Here is a 25,649-nt window from a genome sequence, read left to right as displayed (position 1 = left end):
GCCGTTGATGTCGTTCACGCCGTTCACGCCGTTCACGCGCCGGCCTCCGTCCGTACGGAGGTGTGCCAGGACAGCACGCGCCGCTCCAGCAACCGGGCCAGCACGTTCACGCAGACCCCCAGCGCGCCGGCCACCAGCACCAGCGCGTACATCCGCGGGATGGCGTTGCTGGACTGGGCGCGGGCGATCTCGCTGCCCAGCCCGGGGCTGCCGATGATGAGCTGGGAGCTGACGGCCAGGATCAGCGCCACCGACGCGGCCAGCCGCAGCCCGGTCATCAGGTACGGCAGCGTGGTCGGCCACACCACGTAACGCAGCCGCGCCCAGGGCGAGAAGCCGTAGCCGACGGCGGTGTCCCGGGCCACCGGGTCGACGTCCCTGACGCCGCTGAGCACCTGGAGGAGCACGGGCCAGAAGGACGCGTAGACCACCAGCAGCAGCGTCGAGCCGAGGCCGGTGCCCAGCACGAGCACGGCCAGGGGTATCAGCGCCACCGACGGGATCGGGCGCAGGAACTCGATGGTGGACGCGGTGGCCTTGCGCAGCACCTCGACGCCGCCGATCACCAGCCCCAGCACCGTCCCGGCGACGAAGGCGATGGCCAGTCCGTACGCCCAGCCCTCGACGGTGTCGAGCAGGGCGGTCCAGAAGACGGACGAGCCCAGCTCGTCGCCGAGCGCGCCGACCATTTCGCTGAACGGCGGCAGGTACTTCGCGGGGACCGCGCCGGAGCGCGGCAGCAGCTCCAGCACGCCGGCGAAGAGGACGATGCCGAGGACGCCGAGCGCGGCGTCGGGCACGGCCTTCAGCCGGGCCGCGGGCGAGGGCGAGGCGGTGGCCGCCTCGGCCGGCGGGCCCGGGGGCCGGTCCGCCGCCGGCGACAGAGCGGGCGGGTGCCCGGTGTCGTCACGTTGCTGAACTCTCACGTCTTCTCCGACATCTCAGGGGCCGGTGGGTCGGTGCTCCTCGGGGCAGAGCAGGGGGCCGGCGGCGGCCCGCCGGGGGTACGGCGGGGGCCGGCACGGGTACGACGCTCAGTCGGCGAGCAGGTCGTCCAGCGGGTCGAGGTTGTCGATCAGACCGGCGTCGACCGTCAGTTGGGCGAGGCCGGCGATCTCGTCACGGTCGGACTCGGGGTTCCAGCCGGGGAGCGTCAGGTCGTCGGTGAGGCCCTGGTCGAGGTCGAGGTAGGTGTTCAGGACCTCGCGCGCCTCGTCCGGGTGCTCCTCGGCGTAGCGCAGGGACTTCTGGAGCGCCTTGGTGAAGCGCTCGACGACCTCGGGGTTCTTGCCGGCGTACGCCTCGGAGGCGAACCAGCCCGCGAACGGCAGTCGCTCGCCCATCCCGGCGTAGCTGACGGGCAGCGCGTGCCCGCCGTCCTTCTCCACGATGCTGATGAACGGCTCGCTCAGCATGGCGGCGTCGACGTTGCCCTTGTCGAGCGCGGCGGGCATGTCGGGGATGGGCACCTCCACGAGCTTGGCGGCGTCCCGGTCCAGGCCGTTGTCCTCCAGGCTGGCGCGTACGGCGACCTCGTTGATGCCGAGGAGGGTGTTGACGGCGACGGTCTTGCCCTCCAGGTCGGCGACGTCCTTGATGCCGTCGTCCTTGGTCATGAGCTGGCCGGAGCCGTCGTCGAGCACGTCGTCCGACGCGCGCGCCCCCACCGAGAGCATCGTGACCGGCACCCCCTCGCTCTTGGCGATGAGGAGGCTGACGATGTTGGAGTAGCCGAACTGGTAGTCGCCGCTGACGACCGCGGGGGTGATCGCGGCGCCGCCCTGGGACTCCTTCAGGGTGGGGTTGAGGTCCTGCTCCTTGAAGAAGCCCTTCTCGATGCCGAGCTTGACCGGGGCGATGTCGATGATCGGGATGACCCCGAGGGTGATGTCGGTGGGACCGGAACCGCTGTCCTCTCCCCCGCCGTCCGAGCCGCAGGCGGTCGCGGCGGTGAGGAGGAGAGCGGCACCGGCCGCTATGGAGATGGTTCTGGTACGACGGCGCGACGACGGCATGCCGGACTCCCTGCTGCGTGAAGGGTCGATGGGGTGGCCGTCGGCGCCTTGACGGGCACGGCGAGGACGGCGGGCGAGGGGGGTGGCGTAGACGGGTGGCCGGACCGGGGCGGGGTGCCCGTGGCGGCGGGCGGGGCCGGGGCCCGTGGCGGTGGAAGGGGTCGGGGCGGGGCGCGGTGGGTGGTGCGGCGCCTCAGCCGCCGACGACGGTGACGGTGCCGAGGGTCGCGAACTCGGCGGAGATCGTCCGCCCCGGTTCGACGAACACGGCGTCGGTGAGCCCGCCGGTGAGCACGGTCCACCCTGCTTCGAGGGCGATGCCGCGCCGGGACAGGGCGTTGGCGGCGAGCGCGAGCGCCCGGGCCGGATGGCCCTGGACGGCCGCGCCGGTGGCGGTGTCGACGACCTCGCCGTCGACGGTGAGCCGGCAGGCTTCGGCGGCGAGGTCGAGCGCGTCCGGCGGCACGGCGTCGGCGGAGACGACGAACCGGCACGACGAGGCGTTGTCGGCGACGACATCGGGCAGGGCGAAGCTGAAGTCGCGGTACCGGCTGTCGATGACCTCGAACCCGGCGCGCACCTCCGCGACGGCGGCGAGCGCGTCCTCCGCGGTGACCCCCGGCCCGGCGAGCCGCCGGCCCAGGGTGAACACGATCTCGGGCTCGACCCGCGGATGGATGGTCTGCGCCATCGGCACGGGCACCCCGGCCGGCAGCACCATCGCGTCCGTGAGCCACCCGGTGAGCGGGGCGTCGATGCCCATCCGCCGCTGCTTCGCGGCGGACGTCAGTCCCAGCTTCACCCCGATCACCCGCTCCCCCGCGGAGACCTTCCGCGCCAGCAGCTCGTCCTGCGCCCGGTAGGCCGTGTCCAGGTCGAGCCCGGGCCACTCGTCGGTGATCCGCCCGCCGTCGCGACGCTCCCGCTCGCGGCGGATCAGCTCGTCGACGGTGCGCTCGACCGTCCATACGCTCATGAGACCCCGCCTCCCTCCCGGACACGCGGCCGTGGGAACGGCCGCAACGATCTACGCGGTGCGCGCTGGTCCCTGAGTATGTGACAAGAAAACATTGCAATCAATAGATTGATAGCAATGAGTTTACGAACCGCCTGCCGCCGCCTGCCCGGCGAGCGTGGTCCGCACCTCCATCAGGGCGAAGCCCAGCAGGTTCAGCCCGCGCCACGCGCCGGGGTCCTGTGCCTCGGCGTCGGTGGCTGCCAGGCCGATGCCCCAGACGCGGTCCACCGGGCTCGCCTCCACCAGTACCCGGCCGCCGGTGCCGCGCAGGTACGCGCCGAGGGCGGGGTGCTGGCCGAACTTCGCCAGGTTGCCCCGCACCACCGCCGCGAAGCGGTGCTCCTGCCACTGCGCTTCGTCGAAGCCCCGCACCTTGCGGCCCTCGGCCTTGGCGGCGCCGGGGTGGCGGGTCGCGAGTATCCGCTCCTCCGCCGCCCCGTCGCCGAACAGCCGCGCCTTGGCCGCCATCATCCAGTGCTCGGCGGTCACGTACACGGTGCCGTCCACCTCGAACTCCACCGGCCACCACTGGCTGAGGCAGGCCGCGTCCACCACTCCCTCGCGCTTGGCCCGGTGCCCCCAGAAGTACAGGTACTTCAGCCGGCGTCCCTCGCCCACGGCCGCGCGCACCTGCGCAACCGAACCCGGCAGATCACTCACGAGCGCCACCCCTCATCTCTGCGACCTTCGCGTCGAGGTCCCGCTCAAGGATCTCCCGGCCCGCTCGACCGAGGTGTCCCGAGGTCCCCGTCAGTCGGCCTCGGGGGCGCACTCGTATGCGTTCATCGCGTCGAACGACGGGTTGACGTCGTCCCCGAGGAGCGGGCCGACGAGGGCGGTGCCCGAGGCGCCCGGCTTCAGCCTGTTTGCCGACGTGCGGACCGCCTTGCGTACGGCGTGGAAGTCCTCGGCGATGTCCGGGGGTGCGGTGGACTTCATCTCGTCGCCCAGCATCTCGACGTTGGCGGCCCGGGCCTTCAGGTCCTCGATGTCCGTCGGCTCGCCCTGGGCGGCCCTGAGCACGTCGGCGCGGAAGGTGACCAGGCCGACCTGGTAGACCTCCAGGTCGAGGCAGAAGGCCGAGTCCGGGTCGGCGCCCGGCTTCGCGGCGGGGGAAGCGGGCGTGGAGGCGGACGGGGAGCCGGACGAGGCGCGGGGAGACGAAGCCGGGTCGTCCTCGGCGGAGTCGGCGCAGCCCGCCGACGTCAGGGTGGCGGCGGCCAGCGCGAGGATGATCGTGCGTGGGGGGATCATGAACGCAGAGTAGCCGCCCGATTCGGGGAGGGGTCCCGGCCCTCCCCGCGGAGGAGGGCCGGAACCGGTCGTACGAGCGCCTACAGGCCCGTGTCGCAGCAGCCGTCCCGCCGCATGAGGCGGCCGACGTCCAGCCAGTCCACGTCGGGCCCCGCGCCCCGGCCGCCGGGCCTCGGGGTCGCCGCCGGTTCGAAGGACCGCACCAGGTCGGCCTGTTCGTAGGGCCTGCCGCCCCGCAGCACCGACTCGGTGCGTACCAGCGTCGCGAAGTCGGTGAACGGGTCGCCGTCGATCACGGTCGCGTCGGCGTACTTGCCCGGCTCCAGCGTGCCCAGGTGCTCCGCCGCGCCGAACGCCCGCGCCGGGAGCACCGTCGCCGTGCGCAGCGCTTCGGCCGGGGTCAGGCCCGCGCGGTGCAGGGCGCGCAGGGCCAGGTGGAGGTGGATTCCTACGGGCACGAGCGGCTGGTCGGTGCCGAGGGCGACGACGCCGCCCGCGGCCAGGATCCGCCGGTAGACGTCCGTTTCGGTGGCCAGCGTCCGCAACTCCGCGGCGCTGGGCGGCCGGCCGGCCCGCTGTTCGACGGCGGCGGTGTCCCACGGCGGCATCAGCACCGTCACCCGCGGGTCGGCGGCCAGCGCGGGGTCGGCGCCGAGGAGGGGCAGCGCGGTGAAGGGGCTGGCGATGAGGTGGAAGTCGCCGGTCGCGGTGTAGATGTCGACGAGATCGGCGTACGAGCGGCCCGAAGCGGTCGTCGCGTGGCCGAACTCCAGCCGCTGCGTGGCCTGGAGATGCGTCGTCAGGTCCTGGCCGAGCTGCACGCCCGGCGAGCAGAGGTGGCTGCCGCTGCGGACGCCCAGCCGCTCGTGCGCGAAGGCCGCGGCCTCGGCCATGACCCAGCCGGGCGCGCGCACATAGGTTTTGACGAAGTCCCAGTCCAGCCCCTCCGCCCGCGCCAGCGAGCGGCGCAGGCCCGCGCGGGTGCCGTGGGCGCGGCCCATGCTGTACGCGACGCGCGCGCCGTCGAGGAGTTCGCCGGTGGCCAGGAGCCGGGGCCCGGCCAGGTCGCCGGCGTCGGCGGCCTCGCGGACGCGGGCCTGCTCGTACGCGAAGCCGCCCAGCGACACGGCGGTGGTGATGCCGTACGCGAGTTGCAGCGCGGTCTGCCGGCCGCCGTAGGTGGACTGCCACGGGTGGATGTGCGCGTCCCAGAGCCCGGGGACGACGGTGCGCGCGGAGGCGTCCACGCGGCGGGCCGCGGGGCGGCCGGCGCGGTGCGGTTCGACGGCGGTGATGCGGCCGCGGCGGATGACGATGTCGGCGTCGTCGCGTACGGCGTCGGAGGTGCCGTCCCAGAGCCGGCCGGCGTGCACGACGGTGTCGGGGGCGACGGGGCGGCGGTAGTCGAGTGGGACGCGTACCGTACGGGCCGCGCCGGAGGCGACGTCGGCGATGCGGACGCGCCCCGCCGACAGGTACGCCACCCGCCGGCCGTCGCCGGAGAACGACGGGTGGTCGGCGGCCTCGCCGGTCAGTTGCCGCGGCTTGCCGGCCGGCGTGCCGTCGGGGCGTACGGGCAGCAGCCACAGCGCGGAGTCCGCGACGACCGCCAGCCAGCGGCCGTCCGGCGACCAGACGGGGCCGGAGTCGTAGCGGTCGGAGATCGAGGTGTGCGGGGCGACCTGGTGGAGGCGGGCGGTGCCGGTGGTGGAGTCGACGAGGCGGATGAGGTTGTAGCCCTCGCGGAAGCGCTGGTTGAGGCGGTTGCGGTCGCACAGCGCCAGGTACCTGCCGTCCGGCGACCAGCTCGGCCGGCCCGGCAGCCCGCCCGCGCCGAGCGGCGCGGCGAGCACCTTCTCCGTACCGGAGGCGAGGTCGCCGACGACGAGGTTGCCGGTCATGTCGACGCACGCGAGCCGCTTGCCGTCCGGGGACAGCGCCGGGAAGATCCGGCCGCCTTCCGCGAGCACGCGCTCCTCGCCGGAGGCGAGGTCGCGGCGGCGGACGGCGAAGAGGCCGTCGCGGTCGTCGGCGTAGAGCAGGCCGCGGCCGTCGGGGGTCCAGGCGGGGGCGACGACGTAGCGGGTCCTGTCCGCCTGGAGGACCTTGCGCGGGCGCCGGGCGCCGGTGACGTCCGCGATCCAGAGCGCGCCGAGCGCGCAGAAGGCCAGCCGCCGGCCGTCCGGAGACAGCGCGGGCAGGTGGACGGCGCGTACGCGGCGGACACCGCCGTCCTCGAAGTCGTACGCCTTGGTGCGGTACCGGGGGCGGCCTGTGGGCAGCGTGGCGGTGAAGGGGATCGCCTCGGTCCGGGCGGGCGCCGCGACGTTCAGGATGCGGAACTGCCCGCCGGAGGTGAGCAGCAGCTCCTCGCCGGAGATCCAGCGGGGCGGCACGGGCGCCACGTCCGCGTCCGTCCCGCCCGCGGTGCCCCCGGTGCCGATGGCGATGGGCTCGCCGTCGACGACGAGCGTGCACGACGCCGAAGGCGCCGCCGTCGTACGCAGATACGCCAGCCGCCCGCCGGGACTCACCGCCGGGGTCATCACCTGGAACCCGGTGGTCTCCGTGTGCTCGGTACGCACCTCCCCCGGGCCGTCCGCGGCCACGGACGCGACGGTGCGGGCCGCGAGCACGCCGGCTACGGAGACGGCGGCGCGTACGAAGAAGACCCGCGCGCCGTCCGGCGACCAGGCCGGGTCGAAGTCCTCCCAGGCGCCGCCCTGATGGGGACCCTGCTGGTCCGGCAGCCCGGTGAGCGGCGTCAGCTCGCCGGTGGCGACGGAGAGCACCCAGATGCGGTACGGGCTGCCGGCCACCGGGTCGCCGCCGCGCTCGGAGCAGAACGCGATGCGGGTGCCGTCGGGGGACCAGGCGGGTGCGCGGTCGTCCCAGGGGCCGTCGGTGAGTTGGGTGAGCCCGGACCCGTCGGGCCGCACCGTCCACAGGTGGAAGCCGCCGCCGCGGTAGGCGCACACGACCAGCCGGCGGCCGTCGGGCGCGAACTGCGGGCGGTTGGGCTCCAGTCCGGCGGTGGTGAGGGCGACGGCCTTGCCACCCGATCGAGGGATCGACCACAGCACGTTCTGCACCTCGGCGACGAGGCGGTCGCCGGCGGGGGCAAGGGTGGCGGAGCCGTTGGTGGCGGCGGTGAAGGACAGGGTGTCGGCGGCGGTGCGCGGTGCGGCGGCGGCCGGTGCGTCGAGGACGGCGCCGGCGGTGGCCGCGGTGGTGGCGGCGGCCGTGGCCTGGAGGAAGCGACGGCGGGAGAGATCGAAGAGCTCGGCGTCCAAGGGTCCTCCCGGGGACTCGTACGGTACAGGAGCAGTACGGGACGATACGGAGGAGTTTTGGGCAGTACGGGCAGGCGTGCGGCGATCCGGAACGGAACACCTGCCTGACAGTTGTACGCCGCCGAACGCACCTGCTGTAGACCGCCCCTTGGCGCCCGGGTGCCCCAGCAGACCTCAGGTCTACCGGCAGCCGGCGCGACGCCACGGACTTGCGGATACCCCCTAGGGGTATTAATGTCAGCCGCGTGAGGGCGGCACCCGCCGCTCGCGTTCCACCCGTCATCCCGGAGGAAGAACCATGAGCGACGGCAACTCCTGCTGCTCGACCGACGGCGGTTGCGGCGGCGGTGCCGCCACCGGGACCGCCACCCCGCAGACCGGCACGGTGTTCACCGTCAGCGGCATGACGTGCGCCCACTGCGAGGCGTCGGTCATCGAGGAGGTCTCCGCCCTTCCCGGCGTGACCTCCGTCAAGGCCGACGCCGCCAGCGGAACGGTCTCCGTCCAGGCGGGCGGGGCGCTCGACGAGGCGCAGGTGCGCGGCGCGGTCGAGGAGGCCGGCTACGAACTGGTCGGCCGGGCCTGATCCGCACTCCGGGCCGGGCGGCGCCCCCACCGCCCGGCCCACCCGCGGCACCGCCCGCGCCGCGCGCCACCCGTGCCCGTAAACGCTAAGGTTCTTGGCAGACACCGAAGAGCCCGCCCCGGCCCTGAACGCCACGACGACTACGATGAGGCCGCGCCGATGCCGCGGCCCCTCGCCCGCGGCCGGGGCGAAGGGAGCGCACGTGCGGCGGTTGGGCGAGCTGGAGGCGGAGATCATGGAACGCCTCTGGGCGTGGGGGCGGCCCGCGACGGCGCGCGACGTCCTGGTGGACCTGAACAGGAAGCGGCCCCTCGCCTACAGCACGGTCAAGACCGTCGCCGACATCCTCTTCCGCAAGGGCGTGCTCCGCCGCGAGAAGGATGGCCGGGCCTGGGTGTACGAACCGACCCTGACCCGGCAGGAGTACACCGCCGCGCTGATGCGGGACGCGCTCGGCGACAACCCCGACCCGGCCGGCGCGCTGATGAGCTTCGTCGAGCGGATGTCCGCGGAGGAGATGGACGCGCTGCGGTCCGCCCTGCGGCTGGCGAAGCGGCGCGCAGGCACGTGACCGCCGCCCCGCCCCGGCCGCGCACGCCGCCCCCGCCGGGGCGGTGACACCGGACGCGCCGGCCGGGGCCCGGCGGGCGCACCGGCCGCCGAAGGCCGCGGTGCGGGGAGCGCCCCCGGGCGTCGGCTAAGGTGATTAGCGGACCGCGGCAGAGCCCTCCCGGTTCGCGCGGCGGCAGGGACCGCCGAGAGACTCAGCCATGGAGGAGAGTTCGTGCTCCGTTTCCCGGGCCGCGCCGCGCCCGAAAGCGCGCCCGCCGGCCGCCACCGGCCGGCTCTCGTGGCGGGCGCCGCGGTCGCGGCGGCAGCGGCCCTCTTCGGCGTTCTCTACCTCGTAGCCCTGCTGGCCGACGGTGACGACATACCCTCGGGGACCCGCGTCCTCGACGTCGACATCGGCGGCATGAGCCGTACGGAGGCGCAGGCGGCGCTGGAGCGGAACGAGACGGAGATCGTCCCCGCCACCCTGCGGATACGGATGGGCGACCGGAACGGCGAACTCGACACCCGGGCCGCGGGCATCGCGCTGGACGCCGAGGAGACCGCGGCCTCGGCCGCGCAGTCGGGTTCGGGCCCGCTGACCGCCATCGGCCGGCTCTTCTCCGGCGGAGACGACCGGGACGTCGAGCCGGTGGTCACCGTGGACGGGAGGAAGAGCCGTGCGGCGCTCGGCTCCCTCGCCGGGTCGTACGACCGCAAGGGGCGGGACGGCTCGATCACCTTCCGCGGCGCCGAGCCGACGGCCGTGCAGCCGCGCCCCGGCAGGTCCCTCGACGTGGCCGGAGCCCTCCGCGCGCTGGAGGACTTCGCCCCCGGCCGGACGCGGGACCCGCTGCCGCTCCCGGTGCGCGGCACGGAACCGGGCGTCGGTGCGAAGGAAGTCGACCGCGCCATGGCCGCGTTCGCCGAACCGGCCGTGTCCGGACCTGTCACGCTCACCGTCCCGGGCGGCCGGGAGATCGAGATCGGCCCGGAGGCGGTGGCCGGCCACCTGGCGATGAAGGCGGACAAGTCGCATCGGCTGACGCCCCGGCTCGACGCCCGCGGCCTCCTCGGCGCCCCCGAGGTGGCCGCCGCGGTCGGGGAGGCCACCGGCGGGGCCGAGGACGCACGGCTGCGCTGGGACGGCGAGCGCGTCGTGGTCGCGTCGGACGGCAGCGTGGGCCGGGAGATCACCCCGCGGGCGCTGGAGCGCGCCGTGCTGGCCCTCCTGCCCGAGACGGGCGCCGAGGCCCGTACGGGGCCGGTCGACACGAAGACCGTAAAGCCGCGGCTCACCGGCGACAACTTCGGTGATCTGGGCATCACGGAGCAGATGTCCACCTTCACCGTGGAGTTCCCGCCGGCCCCGTACCGCACGCAGAACGTCGGCCGGGCGGCGGAGCTGATTGACGGCTCACTCGTGCTCCCCGACGAGGTCTGGAGCTTCAACGACACCGTCGGCGAGCGGACGGAGGCCAACGGGTTCACGGAAGGGGTCATCATCCTGGACGGCAAGTACACCCGGGCCACCGGCGGCGGGGTGTCGGCGGTCGCCACCACCGTCTTCAACGCCGCCTTCTTCGCGGGCGTCGGTTTCGAGGAGTACGGGGCCCACTCGTTCTACATCGAGCGCTACCCCGAGGGCCGGGAGGCGACCGTGGCCTGGGGCAGCCTCGACCTGAAGTTCCGGAACACCTCGGGCAAGGCCATCTACGTCCGGGCGAGCGCCACGGAGGACTCCGTGACGATCTCCTTCCTCGGCACCGGGAAGTACGACGAGATCGAGTCCGCCAAGGGCCCGCGGACCGACGTGCGGGAGCCGGGCACCCGCAAGGGCGACCCGGAGGGCTGTGAACCGCAGACGCCGCTGGAGGGCTTCGACGTCGCGGTCGAGCGGATCTTCAAGAACGGCGGCCGGGAGGTCGAGCGTGAGACGTTCGAGACGACCTACACCCCGCGCGACAGCGTCACCTGCGAGTAGGCCCCCGGTCAGCGGGCGAGCGGCCCGTCGAGCAGTTCCAGCACCGGCCCGGCGGTGACGCCGAGGGCGACGGAGGCCGCGGCCGTGGCGTACGCGGTCAGGGCCGCGGACGGGACGAGCGGGTGGGGGCGGGGCCCGTCGTCGGCGGAGAGCGCCGGGCGGATCCAGCGCAGGTAGTAGAAGAGCGACGCGACGGTGTTGACCGCGGCGAGGGCGGCGAGCCAGGTGTAGCCGCCGTCGACGGCCGCGGTGAAGACCTCCAGCTTGCCGAGGAAGACGGCGGTGGGCGGGGTGCCCAGGAGCCCGAGCAGGCAGACGACGAGGCTGAGGGCGAGCCCCGGGTGGGCGCGCAGCAGGCCGCGGTAGTCGGCGAGGGTGCGGGCGTGCGGCAGGGCGCAGACGACGGCGAAGGCGCCGAGGTTCGTCAGCGCGTAGGCCGCGAGGTAGTACAGCAGCGCCCGCTGGGCCTCGTCGGTGCGGGTGGCCACCGCGACCGGCAGGAGCAGGTATCCGACCTGGCTGACGGTGGAGTACGCGAGCAGCCGCTTGACGTCGGTCTGGAAGAACGCGGCGAGGTTGCCGAGCGTCATGGAGGCGGCGGCCAGCACCGCGACCAGTTCGTCCCAGGGCACCTGGGTGCCGGCGAGCGGCACCGCGGCCAGCCGGTGGAGCGCGGCCAGGGCGCCCACCTTGGGCAGGGTGGTGAGCAGCGCGGCGGCGGACGGGCTGCTGCCCTCGACGGCGTCGGGCACCCAGAAGTGGCCCGGTACACCGCCGGTCTTGAAGAGCAGCCCGGCCAGCAGCCCCACGGTGCCTGCGGTCACGAGGGCGGCCGGGGCGCCGGGCAGTTCCCCGGCGAGCACGGGGTACGCGCTGGCGCGGCCCGCCGCGTACAGGACGGTGATGCCGGCGAGCATCACGACGCCGAGGAGCGCGCCGGTGACGAAGTACTTCAGCGCCGCCTCGGTGCCCGGGGCGTCCCTGCGGAAGCCCGCCAGGGTGTACGCGGGCACGCTCGCCAGCAGGTACGCGGCGGCGAGCAGCAGCAGGTCCTGGGCGCCGGCGAGCATCAGGGCGCCGAGGGCCGCGAGTTGGACGAGGACGTGGTACTCGCTCTCGCGGGCGTCCCCGTGGAACGGGGCGAGGCCGAGGAGCAGCACGACCAGGGTGCCGGCGAGGATGACGACGCGGCCGGTCGACGTCACGGCGTCCACGGCGAAGGCCCCTCCGAAGGCGGTCACGGGCTCGCCCGCCGCGGCCGCCCCCTGCCGGACGGCCGCCGCGACGCCCGCCGCGCAGGCCGCCAGCCCCAGCGCGCCGACCAGCCACTGCCGCCGCCGCGGCAGCCAGGCGCCGAGCAGCAGTCCGAGCACGGCGGAGCCGGCGAGGAGCACCTCGGGCAGCAGGTCGACGGGGTTCTCGTTCATGCCCTCGGCCATGGCGGCGGTGAGCCTCGTGGTCGTTCCGTTCATCGGCCGACGAGGTCCAGCACGCTGCGCGAGAACGGCTCGACGACGTCGAGGACGAAACGCGGGAAGACGCCGAGCACGACGGCGAGGGCCAGCAGCGGCACGATCGCCGCCGCCTCGTGCGCGCGGAGGTCGGGGAACGGCCGCGGCGTGCCGGGGGTGTCGGGCAGCCGCAGCGGCCCCGTGAAGATCCGCTGCAACGCGCGCAGGAGGAGCGCCGCGGTCAGCAGGATGCCGAGCACGGCCAGCGCGGTCGCCACCGGGCGGGGCCCGAGGCTGCCGGCCAGGATCTGGAACTCGGCGATGAAGCCGGAGAAGCCCGGCAGCCCCAGCGAGGCGAAGACGGCGACGCCGGTGAGGGCGGCGAAGACCGGGGCGCGCGCGGCGACGCCGGAGTACGCGCCCATGGCGTACGTACGGCCGCGTTCGTACAGCACGCCGGCGAGCAGGAACAGCGCGGCGGTCAGCAGGCCGTGGCTGACCATCTGGTACGTCGCTCCGGTCACGGCGAGCCGGCGCGCGTCGGCGGTGTCCTCGCCCAGCGCGGCGGCGGCGCCGAGGGCCAGCAGGATGTACCCCATGTGGTTGACCGACGTGTACGCGATCATGCGCTTGAAGTCGGTCTGTGCCAGGGCCACCAGCGCCCCGTAGAGCACGGAGACGACGCCGACGACGACGAAGACGGGCGCGTACGTGCGCCACGCCTCCGGCAGCAGCGGCATGGCGATGCGCAGGAAGCCGTACGTGCCCATCTTCAGCAGCACCCCGGCCAGGATCGCCGAACCCGCCGCCGGTGCTTCGGTGTGCGCCGGCGGCAGCCAGGTGTGGAACGGCACCGTCGGCGTCTTGACGGCCAGGCCGACGCCGACCGCCAGCAGCACCAGCGCGCCGTGGCCGGACCGCCCCGCCAGCGGGTTCTGCTCGGCCAGCGCCACGATGTCGAACGTGTGCGGGTCGGCGGCGAGATACAGGCCGATGAAGCCGAGGAGCAGCGCGAGCGAGCCGGAGAAGGTGTAGAGGAAGAACTTCTGCGCGGCGCGCGCGGCGCCCCGGTGGCCCCAGCCGGCGATGACGAGGTACATCGCCACGATCGACAGGTCGAAGAAGACGAAGAAGAGGATGAGGTCGAGCGCGGCGAACAGGCCGAGGCAGGTGGTCTCGAGAAGGAGGAACAGGGCGGCGAACTCCCGTACCCGGCGCGTCTCGCGCATGGCGTACAGCGCGCAGGCCGGGAAGAGCACGGCGGTCAGGGCCAGCAGCGGCAGCGACAGGCCGTCGACGCCGATGTGGTAGCCGATGCCGGCACTCGGGATCCAGCGGGCGTTCGTCTCGTACTGGATGCCGCCGCCGTGGTCGTAGCCCACCCACATCGCGACCGTCAGCGCGAGCACGGCGGCGGCCACGCCCGCCCAGGCGAGCAGGAAGACCCGGCGGCCGGCGGCGCGCGGCAGGCACAGCAGCGCGCCCGCCGCGGCGGCGGGGAGGAAGACGACGGCCGTGAGCACGGGGGACGGTCACCTCACGAGGACGAAGACGGCGGCGAGGACGGTGAAGGCGGCGACGGCCTGGGCGAGATAGGTGTGCACCTGGCCCGTCTGCGGGCGCCGGGCGAGCCGGCCCAGCGCGCGGCTCGCGGCCCCGACGCGCTCGACCGCCCCGTCGAGCGCCGTCTCGACGCCGCGGTCGACGCCGGCGGCCAGCCGCACGGTGCCGCGGGCGAGGCCGTCGACGCCGCGGTCCAGGACGCGGTCGTCGAAGGCGGCCAGGGCGGCGGCGAGGCGCCGCACGGGGCGTACGACGAGGGCGCGCGCCGCGGCCTCCAGGCCGAGCCACGCGGAGGCGGCGGCCGTGAGCCGCGCCGGGACGGGCACGCGGCGGTCGCCCCGGGCCCAGACGGCGGCGGACGCGGCGAGGGCGAGGGCGGCGGAGAGCGCGAACTCCCAGGCGTACGGGGCGGCTTCGCCGCGGGCGCCGATCCGGTCCGCGACGGCGGCGCGGGGCCCGGGCAGCGCCAGGGCGCCGAGGGCGGCGACGGCGAGGGCGAGCGCGGCGAACGACAGCGCCTCGGGTACGGGGAGCGTACGCGCGCCGGGGCGGCGGCCCGGGGCCCCGGTGGTGTGCGTGGGCCGAGCGCTTCCCTCTCCTGCCTCGCGCGCGTCCGCGGCGGCGGCCGGGAGGTGCGCGGGTTCCGGTGCCCCGGGCGGGCGCCATACGTACCAGAGGGCCCGGACGCTGTAGACCGCCGAGACCACGGCCGCCGCCAGGCCCGCCGCGTACAGCGCCGGGCTGTGCGCCAGCGCCCCGGCCAGCAGCACATCCTTCGCGGCCCACAGCGACAGCGGCGGCACACCGGCCAGGCTCAGGGCGGCCACGGTGAACGCGGCGCCCGCGAGCCGGTTCCGCCGGGCGGCGCCGCGCAGCGCGGGCAGGCTCGCGGCGCCGAGCGCCGTCAGCCAGAAGCCCGCCACGAGGAACGCCAGGCTCTTCGCCGCCGCGTGCGCGAGGAGTTGGAGGGTGCCGCCGGTGGTCGCGGTCGCACCGGCGGCGAGCACCATGAAGCCGATCTGGGCGCAACTGGAGGCGGCGAGGAGCTGCTTGAGGTCGCGCTGCGCCACCGCGACCAGCCCGAGGGCGAGCGCGGTGGCCGCGCCGGTCCAGGCCACGGCGTCGTCGCCCCAGCCGGAGGCGGCGAGCAGGGGCTGCAAGCGCAGCAGCAGGTACGCGCCGGCCACGACCATCGTCGCCGAGTGCAGCAGCGCCGAGACGGGGCTCGGGCCCTGCATGGCGCGTGACAGCCAGAAGCTGAAGGGCAGTTGGGCGGACTTGCCCAGCGCGGCGGCGATCACGCCCGCGGTCAGCAGGTGCAGCCACGGGCCGGACACCTCGTGCAGCCGGTCCAGCGCCAGACCCGTCCGCCCCGTGTCCTGCCCCCCGGCGAGGGCCGCCCCGGCGGCGAGGTACAGCCCCAGGTCGGCGGCCCGGGTCGTCACGAACGCGACGCCCGCCGACTCCGCCCGTACCGGATCGCGCCACCGGAAGCCGATCAGCGCCCAGGATGTGGCCCCCATGAACTCCCAGCCCATGAGCAGCGCCGGCAGCGTGGTCGCGGTGACGGTGACCAGCATGGCGCCGCTGAACAGCAGCATGAGGCCGAAGAAGCGGGCACGGGGCTCCTTCGCGCCCATGTCGCCGACGCTGTGGACGAGTACGGCCAGGGTGACGGCGGCGACGGCCACCGCCAGCGGCCCGGACAGGCCGTACGCGCCGAGGCCGAACGGCAGCCCCGCCAGCAGCGGCGCCTCGGCCGTCGGCCGGCCGGCGGCGGCGTACACCGCCAGGCCGAGCGCGGCGGCGGAGGCCGCGACGGCGGCGCCGGGCGCGTACCGGTCGGCCCGGCGCCCGCCCGCGGCGAGCAGCGCGCCGGTGGCGAGCGGTACGGCGACCAGCGCCCAGAGCGCCGCGCTCACCCCTTCAACTCCGCGGCGTCGTCGGTCAGGTCGACCTCGCGGGCGCGGAAGAGCGCGGTGACGACGGCGAAGCCGACGGCCATCTCCACCGCCATCACGGTGACGGCCAGCACGACGAGCACCTGCCCGTCGGTGGCGGCGGGCGCGACGAAGTGCCAGACCGCGGCGGCGGCGAGGATGACGCCGCCGAGCATCAGCTCCAGGCCCATCATCAGCATCACGACCGACTGCTGGGAGAGCGCGCCGAACAGCCCGACGCAGAACAGGGCGGCGGCCACCAGCAGGAACGGCTCCAGCGTCACCGGCCCGCCCCCGGACGTACGGGACCGGCCGCGCGGCGGGCGCGCAGGTCGTCGCCGAAGCGGTCGTACCGGCCGCGGCCGGTGGCGAGCACGACGGAGGCGACGATGGTGGTGAACAGCGCCAGGCCCAGCGTCATCATCGTCAGCATGTGCGGGCCCATCAGCGACTCGCCCAGGGCCTTCGTCGGATCGGCGTCCGGCCTCCCCCGCCGCCGCGGCCACGGCGCCAGCAGGATGCCGGCGGCCAGCAGGACGAAGACACCGGCGGACAGCACCGCCGCGCCCCGCCTGTTGTGCAGCATCGACATGGGCGTCAGCCCGGCCGGGTTCATCATGAACATCACCATGAACACGGCCATGAGGGCCATCTCGATCGTCATCATGAGGATGACGACCACGCCCAGGTAGTCGAGGCCGAGCCGGATGACCAGGCCGCCGACGCACAGCAGGGACAGCAGCAGCGCGTACGTCGCCCGGGCCATGGAGCCGAAGCGGAACACCATGACCCCGCTCGCCACCGCCGGTACGGCGAGCACCCAGAACACCGCGTCATCGGGCATCGCCGCGACCTCCTCCTTCATCGGTCGAGCACGACGACGGCGACGACCAGCGCCTGGAGCAGGGTCAGCGGCACGAGCACCGTCCACGCGAACTCCAGGTAGCGCTCCATCCGCAGCGTCGGCAGCAGCCGCCGCCCGGCCACCAGCAGGCCGAGCACCCCGGCCGTCTTCAGCAGCGCCCACGCCCACGCCGGCAGCCACGGGCCGTGCCCGCCGCCCAGGAACAGCGGCACGCTGAACCCGGCGGTGACCACCAGCAGCAGCCACCGCCCGGCCAGCAGCACCAGCCGGTCCACGCCCGCGTACTCCGCGACCGCGCCGCCCGCCGCGTCCCGCCCGAGGGGGTGGTCGAACGGGCCCCAGAAAGCCATCGCCAGCGCGCTCAGCAGGAACACCGCGAACGCCACCGGCATCCACACCGCGAACCACAGCCCCCGCTGGGCCGCCACCACCTCGCCGACCCGCAGCGACTCCGCGCCCAGCGCCGCGGTGGTGAGCGCGAGCATGTGCGGCAGCTCGTACGCCAGGCCCTGGGCCAGGAAGCGGTAGCCGCCGATCAGCGACAGCGCCGAGTTCGGTCCCCAGCCGGCCAGCCACACCGCCGCCCACGCCAGCGCCTCCATCGCGTTGAACCACACCACGCCCACGACCGGGTCGGTGACGGCCCGATGCCCCCACGGGAGCACGGCCGCGGCCAGCACGGCGGCGACCGGGACGAGCGCGATCCCGATGCGGCCGAGCCACGGATCGTCGGCGGTGGTACGCCGCGACTGCTGGCCCAGCAGCCGCAGCCCCGCGCGCAGCGGCGCCGGCGCGGCGCGCAGCGGGCGGCCGGTGCGGCCCCGTTCCGCCGCCGCGGCCAGCACCGCGTCGAAGCCGGCGACGACCGCCGCCGCGCCGGCGAGGGCGAACGGCAGCAGCACGACGGCCCACACGGGCGCCGTCTCAGCCATGGACGGCCACCCCCACCCCGTCGAGGTCGGGGTCGAGGCTGGCCACGATCACGCGGGCGGACGTGAACTCGGCGCCGAGCAGCAGCTCCGGGAGGACGCCCAGCAGGGCCCGCGACGGTGGCCGCGGGCCGTCGAGCCGGCCCCGCGGGCCGTCCCGGTCGTACGGCGCGAGGGGCCGGTCGTCATCGACCCCGGCGGCGTGCAGCGCGGCCTCGTCGAGCCAGCGGAGCAGCCGGTCGTACGCGTCGCCGTCCGCGGCCAGCGCCGGACCCCCCACCCCGAACCGCCGCGCCCGGGCTGCGGGCAACGCGCCCAGCCCGGCGGTCGACTGCCGCAGCACGCGCGAGCGCCGCACCCGCCGCCCCAGCCGCTCCAGCTCCGCAGCCCACTCCCCCGCCGGTCCCCCGCCGAGCACCGCGTCGCGCAGCCGACGGACCCGCGCGGCCGGATCCGCCCACCCGGAGACCGCCAGCAGCCGCCCGACGCTGTCCAGATGCGCGGCACAGCGCCGCCGGCGCGCAGCGCCGCGCGCGACGTCCTCGCCGCGCGCCGCGCGCAGCCACGGCTCGTCCCAGTACGGCAGCCCGGCGGGAGGCGGCGCGGGGGGACGCACCTCGGCGTGCTGCACGACGTCGCCTTGCAGGGCGACGTCCAGCACGAGCCCGGCGGGCCAGTCGGTGAGCCCCGGCCCGAGCGGCAGGTGCAGCCGGTCGAGCCGAAGCCCGTCGCGATCGTCGGCACGCCCGGCCATGGGCAACCCGGCGACGGGACCGCCGTGATGGTGAGACCCGCCGCGGGTGTCGTGGCGGTCGTGTCCGTCGCGGCTGTTGCGGCTGTCGTGTCCGTCTCTGCCGTGGTGGCCACCGTGACCGTCGTGCACGTTCCTGCCGTGGTGACCGTCGTGCCGGTCGTGCCCGTACTTGCCGTGGTGCCCGTCCTTGCCGTGGTGCCCGTCCTTGCCGTGGTGCCCGCCGGGCCCGTCAGGGCTGCCGTGGCCGTCACGGGTGTCGCGGCCGTGGCCCGCCGAGTGCCCACCCCCGTCCCCGGTGACAGGCGCCTGCGCCACCCGGACCAGCTCGTCCAACGCCTCCTCGGCGCCGTCCGCCGCGGCCACCGCGGACCGGGACTTGGGGTACGGGATCTGCCGCCAGAGCGCGTCCACCCACTCGCCGTCCGCCGCCCCGCACGCGCCGACGACCACCAGCCCGCTCGCCGCCGCCGGGCTCGCGGCCGTCGGCCAGCCGCGCCGCCGCAGGGCCGCCTCCACCGCCAGCCGCGTCTGCGTACCCCCGGGGCAGACGGCCAGGAGAACGGCGGGGTGGGCCGTCCCGATCCGGCGCAGCGCGGTCCTCAGGCCCACCGCAGCGCGCCCTCGCGCCAGGCGTAGGTGACGGCCGCGAAGAGGACGCCCAGGAAGAGGAACATCTCGACCACGGCAGGCGTGCCCATCTCACCGACCACGCGCACCCACGGGTACATGAACAGCATCTCCATGTCGAACGCCAGGAAGATCATCGTCACGGGGTACCAGCGGACGTGAAACCGGGAGAGCGCGTGCTCCTCCGGCGGCAACCCGCCGCTGAACGGCCCCGACTCCAGCGCTCCCGGCCCGCCCCGCAGCCACGCACCCAGCCCGTGCAGCGCCGCGATCCCCCCGACCACCACGCCGAGCAGCACCGCCACCGGCTCCCATACCGCCACACCGAGCATCATGCACGACACGCACCGTCACGGCCGGACGCCACGGCCGACGCCGGAGGGTGACGCGGGTGCGCGCCGGGCGCCGATTCGGCAGGTCGTCATTTCAACGGAGCCGGTTAGCGCGGGTCGTACCCCGCGCCGTCCGGTCGCGTCCGCGGTGGTCCGCACGTTCGGGGCGGGCGCTACCCGACGCTGATGTAGGCGTAGCCGAACCCCTCGTCCTCGCGTGGCGCCCGGGTCCAGGACCGGGTGGTGAGGGTGTGGAGCCTGCCCCGGGTGAGCGCGAACCGGGGCAGGGAGAGGTCGAGTTCGGTGTGCAGGGCTTCCAGCAGGCGCCGTTCGCGGTCCGTCTCGGTGTCCTCCGGGCGGAAGAGCCGCGCGGGGTCCAGGGCTTCGGGTATCGCGCCGGAGCGCTCGGTCTCCGTGCCCCGTACGGTGAACGCGTACAGCTCCCGGCCCTGTTCGGCCACGGACAGGTGGAACGCGCTCGGATGGTCGTCCGGGGGCCGGCTGCGCGGGTCGCGCCACACGACCACCGCGCGGCCGGTCGCGGAGGCTGCTGTGGCCGGGGAGCGGAACCGGCTGCCGAGACGGTGGTGGGAGTGGCCGTCGAAGGCGAACGCCCACGCCTGCGCGGTGCGGCCGACGGCGACCACGGCCCGGTCCTCCCATAGTTCCACGCCGTCCCGCTCGTGGGGCCTGGGCGCGTCCCAGGACGCTCTGCGGGGATCCGTGGGCGCGCTCAGCTCGGCGTCCTCCTCGCCGATCAGCGCGGGCAGGCGGGCGGGGTCGACGCCCTCGATCCAGACGCAGCGGTATCCGTCCCGCGGCTGCCTGTTCGTCTCCGCGGACTCCGACAGCCAGGCGAGGCCCGGCGGGTCGAGGTCGGGCACCGGCTCGGGAGCGGGCCCCTGCTCCCCGGCCCGCGGGGTCGCGAGGATCTCCCTGCCCCGCTCCGGGGTGATCAGCGGACCCAGGACCGGGTCGGCGAGCAGGCCGAGCGGGGCGAGCAGCGCGGGCCCGGGTGCCTCCCAGCGCGGGAGCGCCTCCCGCAGCAGCCGCCACGCCTCGTCGGTCGGCCCCCAGCGGGCCGACTCCCGGGCCGCCGCGACGGCCCGGCCCCAGGCGCCGGGAGGCTCGTAGCGATGGGTGCCGTCCCGCAGCGCGCCCAGCACGGCCTCGGCGGTGCCCCGGTCGGCACCGCGGGCGGCCATCATCCCGAGCCAGTGGTCGTCGCCGCCCAGCCGCCATTCGCCGCGTCCGGGTCCCATGGCCTGCAACGGGAGGATGTCGGGCAGGTAGCGCGGGTCGGCCACCAGGGTGCCGTAGTCCTGAGGGCTCTGCGGGGCCGACAGATGCCGGATCTGGTGGAGCAGGACGGCGCTTCGCGGCCGTCCGTAGGACAGCGCCTCCTCGAGGAGGGGCACCGCCTCCTCGTACCGTCCGCGCAGGGCCAGCAGGCGGGCGTCCTCGACACGGGTGTCCTGGGCGCGCGTGGTCGCGTTCTCGAAGTCGGGCCGTTCGGCCCGGTCGCTGTGGAAACCGCGGTACTTGGCCTCCATGTACGCGCGGAACGACGGATACCGGTCGGGCGGTTCACCGCTCCAGCCCCGGTAGACGTAGAGCGCCCACTCGCCGTCCCGGTCGGCGTCGCCCGGGTCGAGCAGGGCGTACGACATGTCGGAGTCCGTCTCCAGCCGGAGCGCCCGCCGCCACATCCCGGCCAGCAGGACGTCCTCCTCGCGCGCGTGCTCGCCGAGGTTCTCCTCGTACATCGGGGTCATGTCGTACGGATCGCGGAACCAGTCGATGTCAGCGGCACCCCCGAGCCGGTAGACCCCGGCCGTCTCGTCCACGTGCCATCCGTCGCTCACGGCCAGGAACTCCCGGTACGAGCCCGGCAGCCGCCGCCCCAGCCGCTCCTCGGCCGCGGCGATCGCCGCCTCCTCGGCCCCGGCACGCCCCAGCGCCGCGACGGCCGGTTCGCCGCTCTCGTCGTCGTCCTCGCCGTCGTCGTCCTCGTCCGCCCGCGGAACCCACTCCTCCTGCCAACGCCCCAGGAACCCGCGCCAGTCGAAAGCCTCGCCACTCATGGGCTGGATGGTGCCACCCCGCACTGACAACGCCGCCGTTCGGCGGCCCGCCGGCGGCTGCGCTCAGAGGTCGCCCGGCCGCGGCTCGGCCGGGGCGCCCGCGGAGTCCATGAGGATGGCGTGCGTCTCGTGGAGTCCGGCCGCCCCCTTCGCGGGATCAGCCGCGAGTCCTCGCCCGTCCCGGTGTACTCCCCGTCGATCGTCAGGGCCTTGACGGTGCCCACGGCGACGGCGGGGCCGCAGGGCAGGTCCACCCAGCGCACGTCGCGCCTGGCCCGGCGGCCGAAGATCTCGCCCGCCGCCTCGGGTTCGGTGTAATCCGACTCCATGCCTTGCCGAAGGAGTCCCGGGCCTTGCGCAGCTTGGGCGTGACGTCGTCCGACACGTGGCCGGAGAACGCGACGGCGGCCTTGCCCTTCCAGGCGCCGCACGATATTCGCTCCAGATCGGCGACGGTGTCGCGCAGCTCGCCGGTGACGCCGCCGATCTGAACGTCTTCCCGAGGTCCTCCATGACGGTGCCTCGGACTACCAGATCGCCCAACGTGAACGCCCCTTGTCTGAACGGGAGTTGATCGAAAGGGATCAGCTTTGGGCGCACGGCGGCCGACCGCGGCGGGAGACGGCATGCACACCGAACTCTCAGAATCGCCGCCCGCGAGGGCCCGGCGGTGCGCCGCATGTCCGGACGGATTCGCGGTACCCGGCATACACGGTCGCGGTTCACGGGGCCGGTCCGAGACCTGGAGCGTCCGTCGTGTCGTGGTTCCTCCTCATGGGGACAGCCGGCTACCTTGTGTGCGTCCCGCTTGCCGCCCGGCTGTTCTACGGGCGCCTGCGCCGGCAGATCATCCGTCTGGACGGCTGCGAACGCACGGACCCGGTCGGGTACTTCGACGCTCACGACCGCCCCGGCGTGGCCGCCGCGGCCGTCGCCGCGGGACTGCTCTGGCCGCTGACGGTCCCGGTGTACGGCGTCGGCCGGACCGTGGTCACCCTGGTCACCGCACGTCCGCGGCGCAGCTCGTACGAGCGCCGCCTGGACAGCCGGCACGTGCACGAGCGCATCCGCGAACTCGAAGAGGGACTCGGCATCCCGGCCGACGACCCGGCAGAGGGCCGGTCCCGCCTGTGACGAGGCGAAACCTGTGACGAGGCGAGAGCCGTGACACCCGGCGGTGGTCAGCCGGCCAGGTCCCTGGCGTCGGGGACGGAGCGGGTCAGTACGAGGACGCCGCCCAGGACGAGGAGGAGACCGGCGCACGCGGGGATCAGCCACCAGCCCAGGCGGATGCTCTCGCCGAAGAGGAACACCCCGAGGACGAGGCTCACCGTGGCGTCGCCGATGGTGAGGGCCGGCTGGCAGGCGGCCAGTGAGCCGGCTTGCAGGGCGTTCTCCAGGAGCAGGACGGCGGCGATGCCGCAGAGCGCGAAGCCGTAGGTCTGCCAGGTCGTCAGAAAGGCGGTCAGGCCGTCCTCGACCAGGTTGTGGGTGGAGGTCTTGAGCAGGGCCGCGGTCAGGGCGTTGCCCACGGCGGACGCCGTGCCCAGGATGGCGGCCCGCAGCAGGCCGGAGCGGCGGCGGACGCTGACGGCGACCGCGACGGCCATGGCGCCCAGGCAGGCGATCAGCACGGGGATCCAGCGGCTCATCGGCGCCAGGTCCCGTTCCCCGGACGGGGACGCGGCGAAGAGCGCCAGCGCGAGTCCGGCGACCACGGCGGCCACCGCCCACCAGGCTGCTGCGGGCAGGCGGCGGTGCAGCAGGAGGGTACCGATCAGCAGGGCGAAGGGCAGTTCCAGGATGAACACCGGCTGCACGAGGGAGAGCGGGCCGTTGGCCAGGGCGACCGCCTGGCTGACGGCCGCCACGGTGACGGCGGCGATGCCGATGAGCCACGCCGGCTTGCGCACCAGGGCGAGGAGCAGCCGCAGGCCGCCGCCGCGCGGCACGGTCGCCGCTGCCTTGCGCTGGAACGCCGTACCGGCGGCGTTGCTGGCGGCGCCGAGGACGGCGAATGCTACGGCGAGAACAAGCAAGTCGGGTATCCGCGCGGTGGGTGCCGGGTGCCCCGTGAGGGGCCGGGTCTCGTGGGACGGGTGGCCCGTCCCGCTACGCGCGGGGCGGCGCCGGTCTCCGTTCGCGCCACTGTAAAGGCAACAGGACCGTTCTCCGGGGACCCGTCGCCGGTGCCGCCCGGTTACGTCCCGGGGCCGCGGGACGGCCCCCTGCGCCGGCGCCGGTGGGCGGGACCCGGCCAGGTTCCCCCGTGGGCACGCCGGCCGTGTCCGGGGGCCGTTATGGTCGCGGGAGGGCGGGTCGGACCGGCGGGGTCGCTGTCGGGGCGCGGGGCGGGATCTGCCGGTGGGGGTGGGGTGGCATGACGGCGGTGGGGTGTGTCTGCCGGGGTGCGGGCCGACGCGCGGCGGGCCTGTGAGCGGGCGGCGGGCCGTCGAGGTGGTGCGGCCGGATCTGCGACCCGCGCTGGGGGTGGCGGCGGGGCTTGCCGTGCTGGTGGTCGGGGTGATCGGGGTCCTGGTCGGCGGCGACAGCGAGGCCCGTGCGGTGGACCGGTGGGGGCAGTCGGCGGTGGAGGGCGCGGAGGGCCCGTGGCGGCGCGTTGCGCTGGCCGTGGACTTCTGGGGGGAGCCGCTGGGGGCGGCGGCGTTGGTGGCGGTTGCCGTGGCCGGGTGTGTGGCCGTCGGGCGGGTGCGTGCCGCGGTGGTCGTCGTCGCCGGGGGCGGACTGGCCGTGGGGGCGACGATGCTGCTCAAGCCCGTGGTGGGGCGCACCATCCACGGCGGGAACCTGTCGTACCCCAGCGGGCACACCGCCTTCGTGACCGCGCTCGCCCTCGCCGTCGCGCTGCTCGCCGCGGGCCGGCTCGGCCTGGGCAGGGCCGCCGGCACGGTGCTCGTCCTCGGCGCGGCCCTGGTTGCCGGCGCCGCCATGGGCTGGGCGCAGGTCACCCTGGGCGCGCACTATCCGACCGATGTCGTCGGCGGCTGGTGCACCGCCCTGGCGGTGGTGCCGGCGACCGCGTGGCTGGTCGACCGGGCGCGTCGCTGACGGTACGTCACGCCCGGCGGCGGAACACCGGCCGCACCGGCCGGCCGCCCAGCCAGGGCGTGGGGTCGGCGGCGTCCAGCGCCTTCCGGTACACCGCACACGCCCGGCCCACCACGTCCACGGTGTGGTCGATGTCGGCGTCGTCGAGCGCGCTGCTCACCACGAACGACGGCGCCAGCACGCCGCCCGCGAGGAGCCGGCGCAGGAACAGGGTGCGGTACTCCTGCGACGGCCGGCCGTGCTCGTCGAGGGTGGCGAAGACCAGGTTGCTGGCCCGGCCCCGTACGACGACGTGGTCGCCGACGCCCATGGCGGCCGCCGCGTCCCGGACCCCGGCGGCCAGCCGCTCGCCGAGGGCGTGCAGCCGTGCGGTGACGCCCTCCTCGGTGTACGTGGTCAGCACGGCCGTCGCGGCGGCCAGCGAGTGCGTCTCCGCGCCGTGCGTGGTGGACAGCAGGAACACCCGGTCGCCGGAGTGCCGCAGCCCGCCGCGCTCCATCAGCTCGCGGCGCCCGGCCAGCGCGGAGACGGCGAACCCGTTGCCCAGCGCCTTGCCGAAGGTGGAGAGGTCGGGGACGACGCCGTACAGGCCCTGGGCGCCCGCCTCGGACCAGCGCAGACCGGTGATCATCTCGTCGAAGACCAGGACGCAGCCGTGCCGGTCGGCCAGTTCGCGCAGGCCGGCGAGGTAGCCGGGCGGCGGCTCGGTGTGGGTGGCGGGTTCGAGGATCAGGCAGGCGACCTCGTCCCGGTGGCGGCTGAGCAGTTCCTCGGTGGCCGCCAGGTCCCCGTACGGAAAGGTCAGGGTCAGCGCGGTGACGGACTCCGGCACGCCGGCGTGCATCTGCGTGGTGCCGATGAACCAGTCGTCGACGGAGAAGAAGGGGTGGTCGCCGCAGAGCGCCACCCGCGGGCGCCCGGTGACGGCGCGGGCCAGGCGCACCGCGGCGGTGGTGGCGTCCGAGCCGTTCTTCGCGAACTTCACCATCTCGGCGGTCGGCACGGTGGCCAGGAAGCGTTCCGCGGCCTCGACCTCCACGATCGACGGCCGGACGAAGTTGCTGCCGCGGTCGATCTCGCGCCGCACCGCCTCGGTCACGCGCGGGTGGGCGTGGCCGAGGCTGACGGACCGCAGCCCGGAGCCGTACTCGACATAGCGGTTGCCGTCGATGTCCCACACGTGCGCACCGCGGCCGTGGCTGATGACCGGCGCCAGGTCTTCGGGGTACTGGTCGTCGCCCTTCGCGTACGTGTGCGCGCCTCCCGGGATCATGGCGTGCAGCCGCTCGTTCGCCCTGCGCGACCTGGGGAGCCGGAATTCCTCGGTGTCCATGTC

Annotated in this window: 22 protein-coding genes; 5 read left to right on the top strand and 17 right to left on the bottom strand. The window is 75.0% G+C overall.

The genetic code is table 11. The features are described from left to right. Positions 1–32 precede the first annotated feature (32 nt). From QBL21_RS13350 to QBL21_RS13325, 6 genes are all read right to left on the bottom strand, one after another. On the bottom strand, positions 33–926 hold the full coding sequence (locus QBL21_RS13350) for an ABC transporter permease (protein ID WP_407562376.1): 894 nt from the start codon (positions 924–926) through the stop codon (positions 33–35). A gap of 108 nt (positions 927–1,034) precedes the next feature. After that, on the bottom strand, positions 1,035–2,015 hold the full coding sequence (locus QBL21_RS13345) for an ABC transporter substrate-binding protein (RefSeq protein ID WP_407562375.1): 981 nt from the start codon (positions 2,013–2,015) through the stop codon (positions 1,035–1,037). Positions 2,016–2,208: 193 nt separating this feature from the next. Beyond that, positions 2,209–2,991, bottom strand: a complete 783-nt coding sequence (locus QBL21_RS13340) for a 2-keto-4-pentenoate hydratase (RefSeq protein ID WP_407562374.1) — start codon at positions 2,989–2,991, stop codon at positions 2,209–2,211. Between the two features lie 123 nt (positions 2,992–3,114). Continuing rightward, the gene (locus tag QBL21_RS13335) at positions 3,115–3,651 is read right to left on the bottom strand and encodes an NADAR family protein (RefSeq protein ID WP_407562373.1); all 537 of its coding nucleotides are present in this window, start codon (positions 3,649–3,651) and stop codon (positions 3,115–3,117) included. 132 nt (positions 3,652–3,783) lie between these two features. After that, positions 3,784–4,287, bottom strand: coding sequence for a hypothetical protein (locus tag QBL21_RS13330; protein ID WP_407562372.1), 504 nt, complete (start codon positions 4,285–4,287; stop codon positions 3,784–3,786). 80 nt (positions 4,288–4,367) lie between these two features. Beyond that, positions 4,368–7,580, bottom strand: a complete 3,213-nt coding sequence (locus QBL21_RS13325) for an amidohydrolase family protein (RefSeq protein ID WP_407562371.1) — start codon at positions 7,578–7,580, stop codon at positions 4,368–4,370. Between the two features lie 298 nt (positions 7,581–7,878). Between QBL21_RS13325 and QBL21_RS13320 the strand changes: the two genes are divergently transcribed. From QBL21_RS13320 to QBL21_RS13310, 3 genes are all read left to right on the top strand, one after another. Then, positions 7,879–8,166, top strand: a complete 288-nt coding sequence (locus tag QBL21_RS13320; protein ID WP_407562370.1) for a heavy-metal-associated domain-containing protein — start codon at positions 7,879–7,881, stop codon at positions 8,164–8,166. A gap of 202 nt (positions 8,167–8,368) precedes the next feature. Further along, positions 8,369–8,737, top strand: coding sequence for a BlaI/MecI/CopY family transcriptional regulator (locus QBL21_RS13315; protein WP_407562369.1), 369 nt, complete (start codon positions 8,369–8,371; stop codon positions 8,735–8,737). Between the two features lie 213 nt (positions 8,738–8,950). Then, positions 8,951–10,699: a VanW family protein gene (locus QBL21_RS13310; protein ID WP_407562368.1), complete on the top strand. Its 1,749-nt coding sequence runs from the start codon at positions 8,951–8,953 to the stop codon at positions 10,697–10,699. Between the two features lie 8 nt (positions 10,700–10,707). Here the strand turns inward: QBL21_RS13310 and QBL21_RS13305 are convergent, their stop codons facing one another. The 9 genes from QBL21_RS13305 to QBL21_RS13265 all read right to left on the bottom strand — a co-directional run bounded on the left by QBL21_RS13305 (position 10,708) and on the right by QBL21_RS13265 (position 21,244). Further along, complete coding sequence (locus QBL21_RS13305) at positions 10,708–12,171, bottom strand: NADH-quinone oxidoreductase subunit N (RefSeq protein WP_407562367.1); 1,464 nt, start codon at positions 12,169–12,171, stop codon at positions 10,708–10,710. Further along, entirely contained in the window at positions 12,168–13,673 is a 1,506-nt protein-coding gene (locus QBL21_RS13300; RefSeq protein ID WP_407562366.1) for a NuoM family protein, read from the bottom strand. Before QBL21_RS13300 ends, QBL21_RS13305 begins: the two co-directional genes overlap by 4 nt. A gap of 9 nt (positions 13,674–13,682) precedes the next feature. Then, positions 13,683–15,635 carry a proton-conducting transporter membrane subunit gene (locus QBL21_RS13295; RefSeq protein WP_407562365.1) on the bottom strand — a complete coding sequence of 651 codons (1,953 nt, stop codon included), beginning with the start codon at positions 15,633–15,635 and terminating at the stop codon, positions 13,683–13,685. Further along, positions 15,632–15,937, bottom strand: coding sequence for an NADH-quinone oxidoreductase subunit NuoK (nuoK, locus tag QBL21_RS13290; protein ID WP_407562364.1), 306 nt, complete (start codon positions 15,935–15,937; stop codon positions 15,632–15,634). Before nuoK ends, QBL21_RS13295 begins: the two co-directional genes overlap by 4 nt. Further along, positions 15,934–16,497 (bottom strand): NADH-quinone oxidoreductase subunit J, encoded by a 564-nt coding sequence (locus tag QBL21_RS13285; protein WP_407566409.1) that lies wholly within the window; start codon positions 16,495–16,497, stop codon positions 15,934–15,936. The genes nuoK and QBL21_RS13285 overlap by 4 nt, the downstream gene beginning before the upstream one ends. A gap of 17 nt (positions 16,498–16,514) precedes the next feature. Continuing rightward, a complete protein-coding gene (locus tag QBL21_RS13280) occupies positions 16,515–17,450 on the bottom strand; it encodes an NADH-quinone oxidoreductase subunit H (protein ID WP_407562363.1) in 936 nt (311 codons plus the stop codon). After that, the gene (locus tag QBL21_RS13275) at positions 17,443–18,810 is read right to left on the bottom strand and encodes a hypothetical protein (protein WP_407562362.1); all 1,368 of its coding nucleotides are present in this window, start codon (positions 18,808–18,810) and stop codon (positions 17,443–17,445) included. Before QBL21_RS13275 ends, QBL21_RS13280 begins: the two co-directional genes overlap by 8 nt. After that, positions 18,801–19,163, bottom strand: a complete 363-nt coding sequence (locus QBL21_RS13270) for an NADH-quinone oxidoreductase subunit A (RefSeq protein WP_407562361.1) — start codon at positions 19,161–19,163, stop codon at positions 18,801–18,803. Before QBL21_RS13270 ends, QBL21_RS13275 begins: the two co-directional genes overlap by 10 nt. 170 nt (positions 19,164–19,333) lie before the next feature. Beyond that, a complete protein-coding gene (locus QBL21_RS13265; RefSeq protein ID WP_407562360.1) occupies positions 19,334–21,244 on the bottom strand; it encodes an SMI1/KNR4 family protein in 1,911 nt (636 codons plus the stop codon). A 756-nt stretch (positions 21,245–22,000) separates the two neighbouring features. Between QBL21_RS13265 and QBL21_RS13260 the strand changes: the two genes are divergently transcribed. Beyond that, complete coding sequence (locus QBL21_RS13260) at positions 22,001–22,378, top strand: hypothetical protein (protein ID WP_407562359.1); 378 nt, start codon at positions 22,001–22,003, stop codon at positions 22,376–22,378. A 47-nt stretch (positions 22,379–22,425) separates the two neighbouring features. Here the strand turns inward: QBL21_RS13260 and QBL21_RS13255 are convergent, their stop codons facing one another. Further along, positions 22,426–23,283, bottom strand: a complete 858-nt coding sequence (locus tag QBL21_RS13255) for a DMT family transporter (RefSeq protein WP_407562358.1) — start codon at positions 23,281–23,283, stop codon at positions 22,426–22,428. 394 nt (positions 23,284–23,677) lie between these two features. On the opposite strand from QBL21_RS13255, the gene QBL21_RS13250 reads away from it, so the two are divergent. Continuing rightward, a complete protein-coding gene (locus tag QBL21_RS13250; protein WP_407562357.1) occupies positions 23,678–24,313 on the top strand; it encodes a phosphatase PAP2 family protein in 636 nt (211 codons plus the stop codon). A 7-nt stretch (positions 24,314–24,320) separates the two neighbouring features. Here the strand turns inward: QBL21_RS13250 and QBL21_RS13245 are convergent, their stop codons facing one another. Next, entirely contained in the window at positions 24,321–25,646 is a 1,326-nt protein-coding gene (locus tag QBL21_RS13245) for a glutamate-1-semialdehyde 2,1-aminomutase (protein WP_407562356.1), read from the bottom strand. Positions 25,647–25,649 lie beyond the last annotated feature (3 nt).

It is taken from the genome of Streptomyces sp. 184 (assembly GCF_045781775.1).
Taxonomy (GTDB): domain Bacteria; phylum Actinomycetota; class Actinomycetes; order Streptomycetales; family Streptomycetaceae; genus Streptomyces.
The sequence above is the reverse complement of the archived record's forward strand: the minus strand, read 5'-3'. Positions and strand labels throughout refer to the sequence as shown.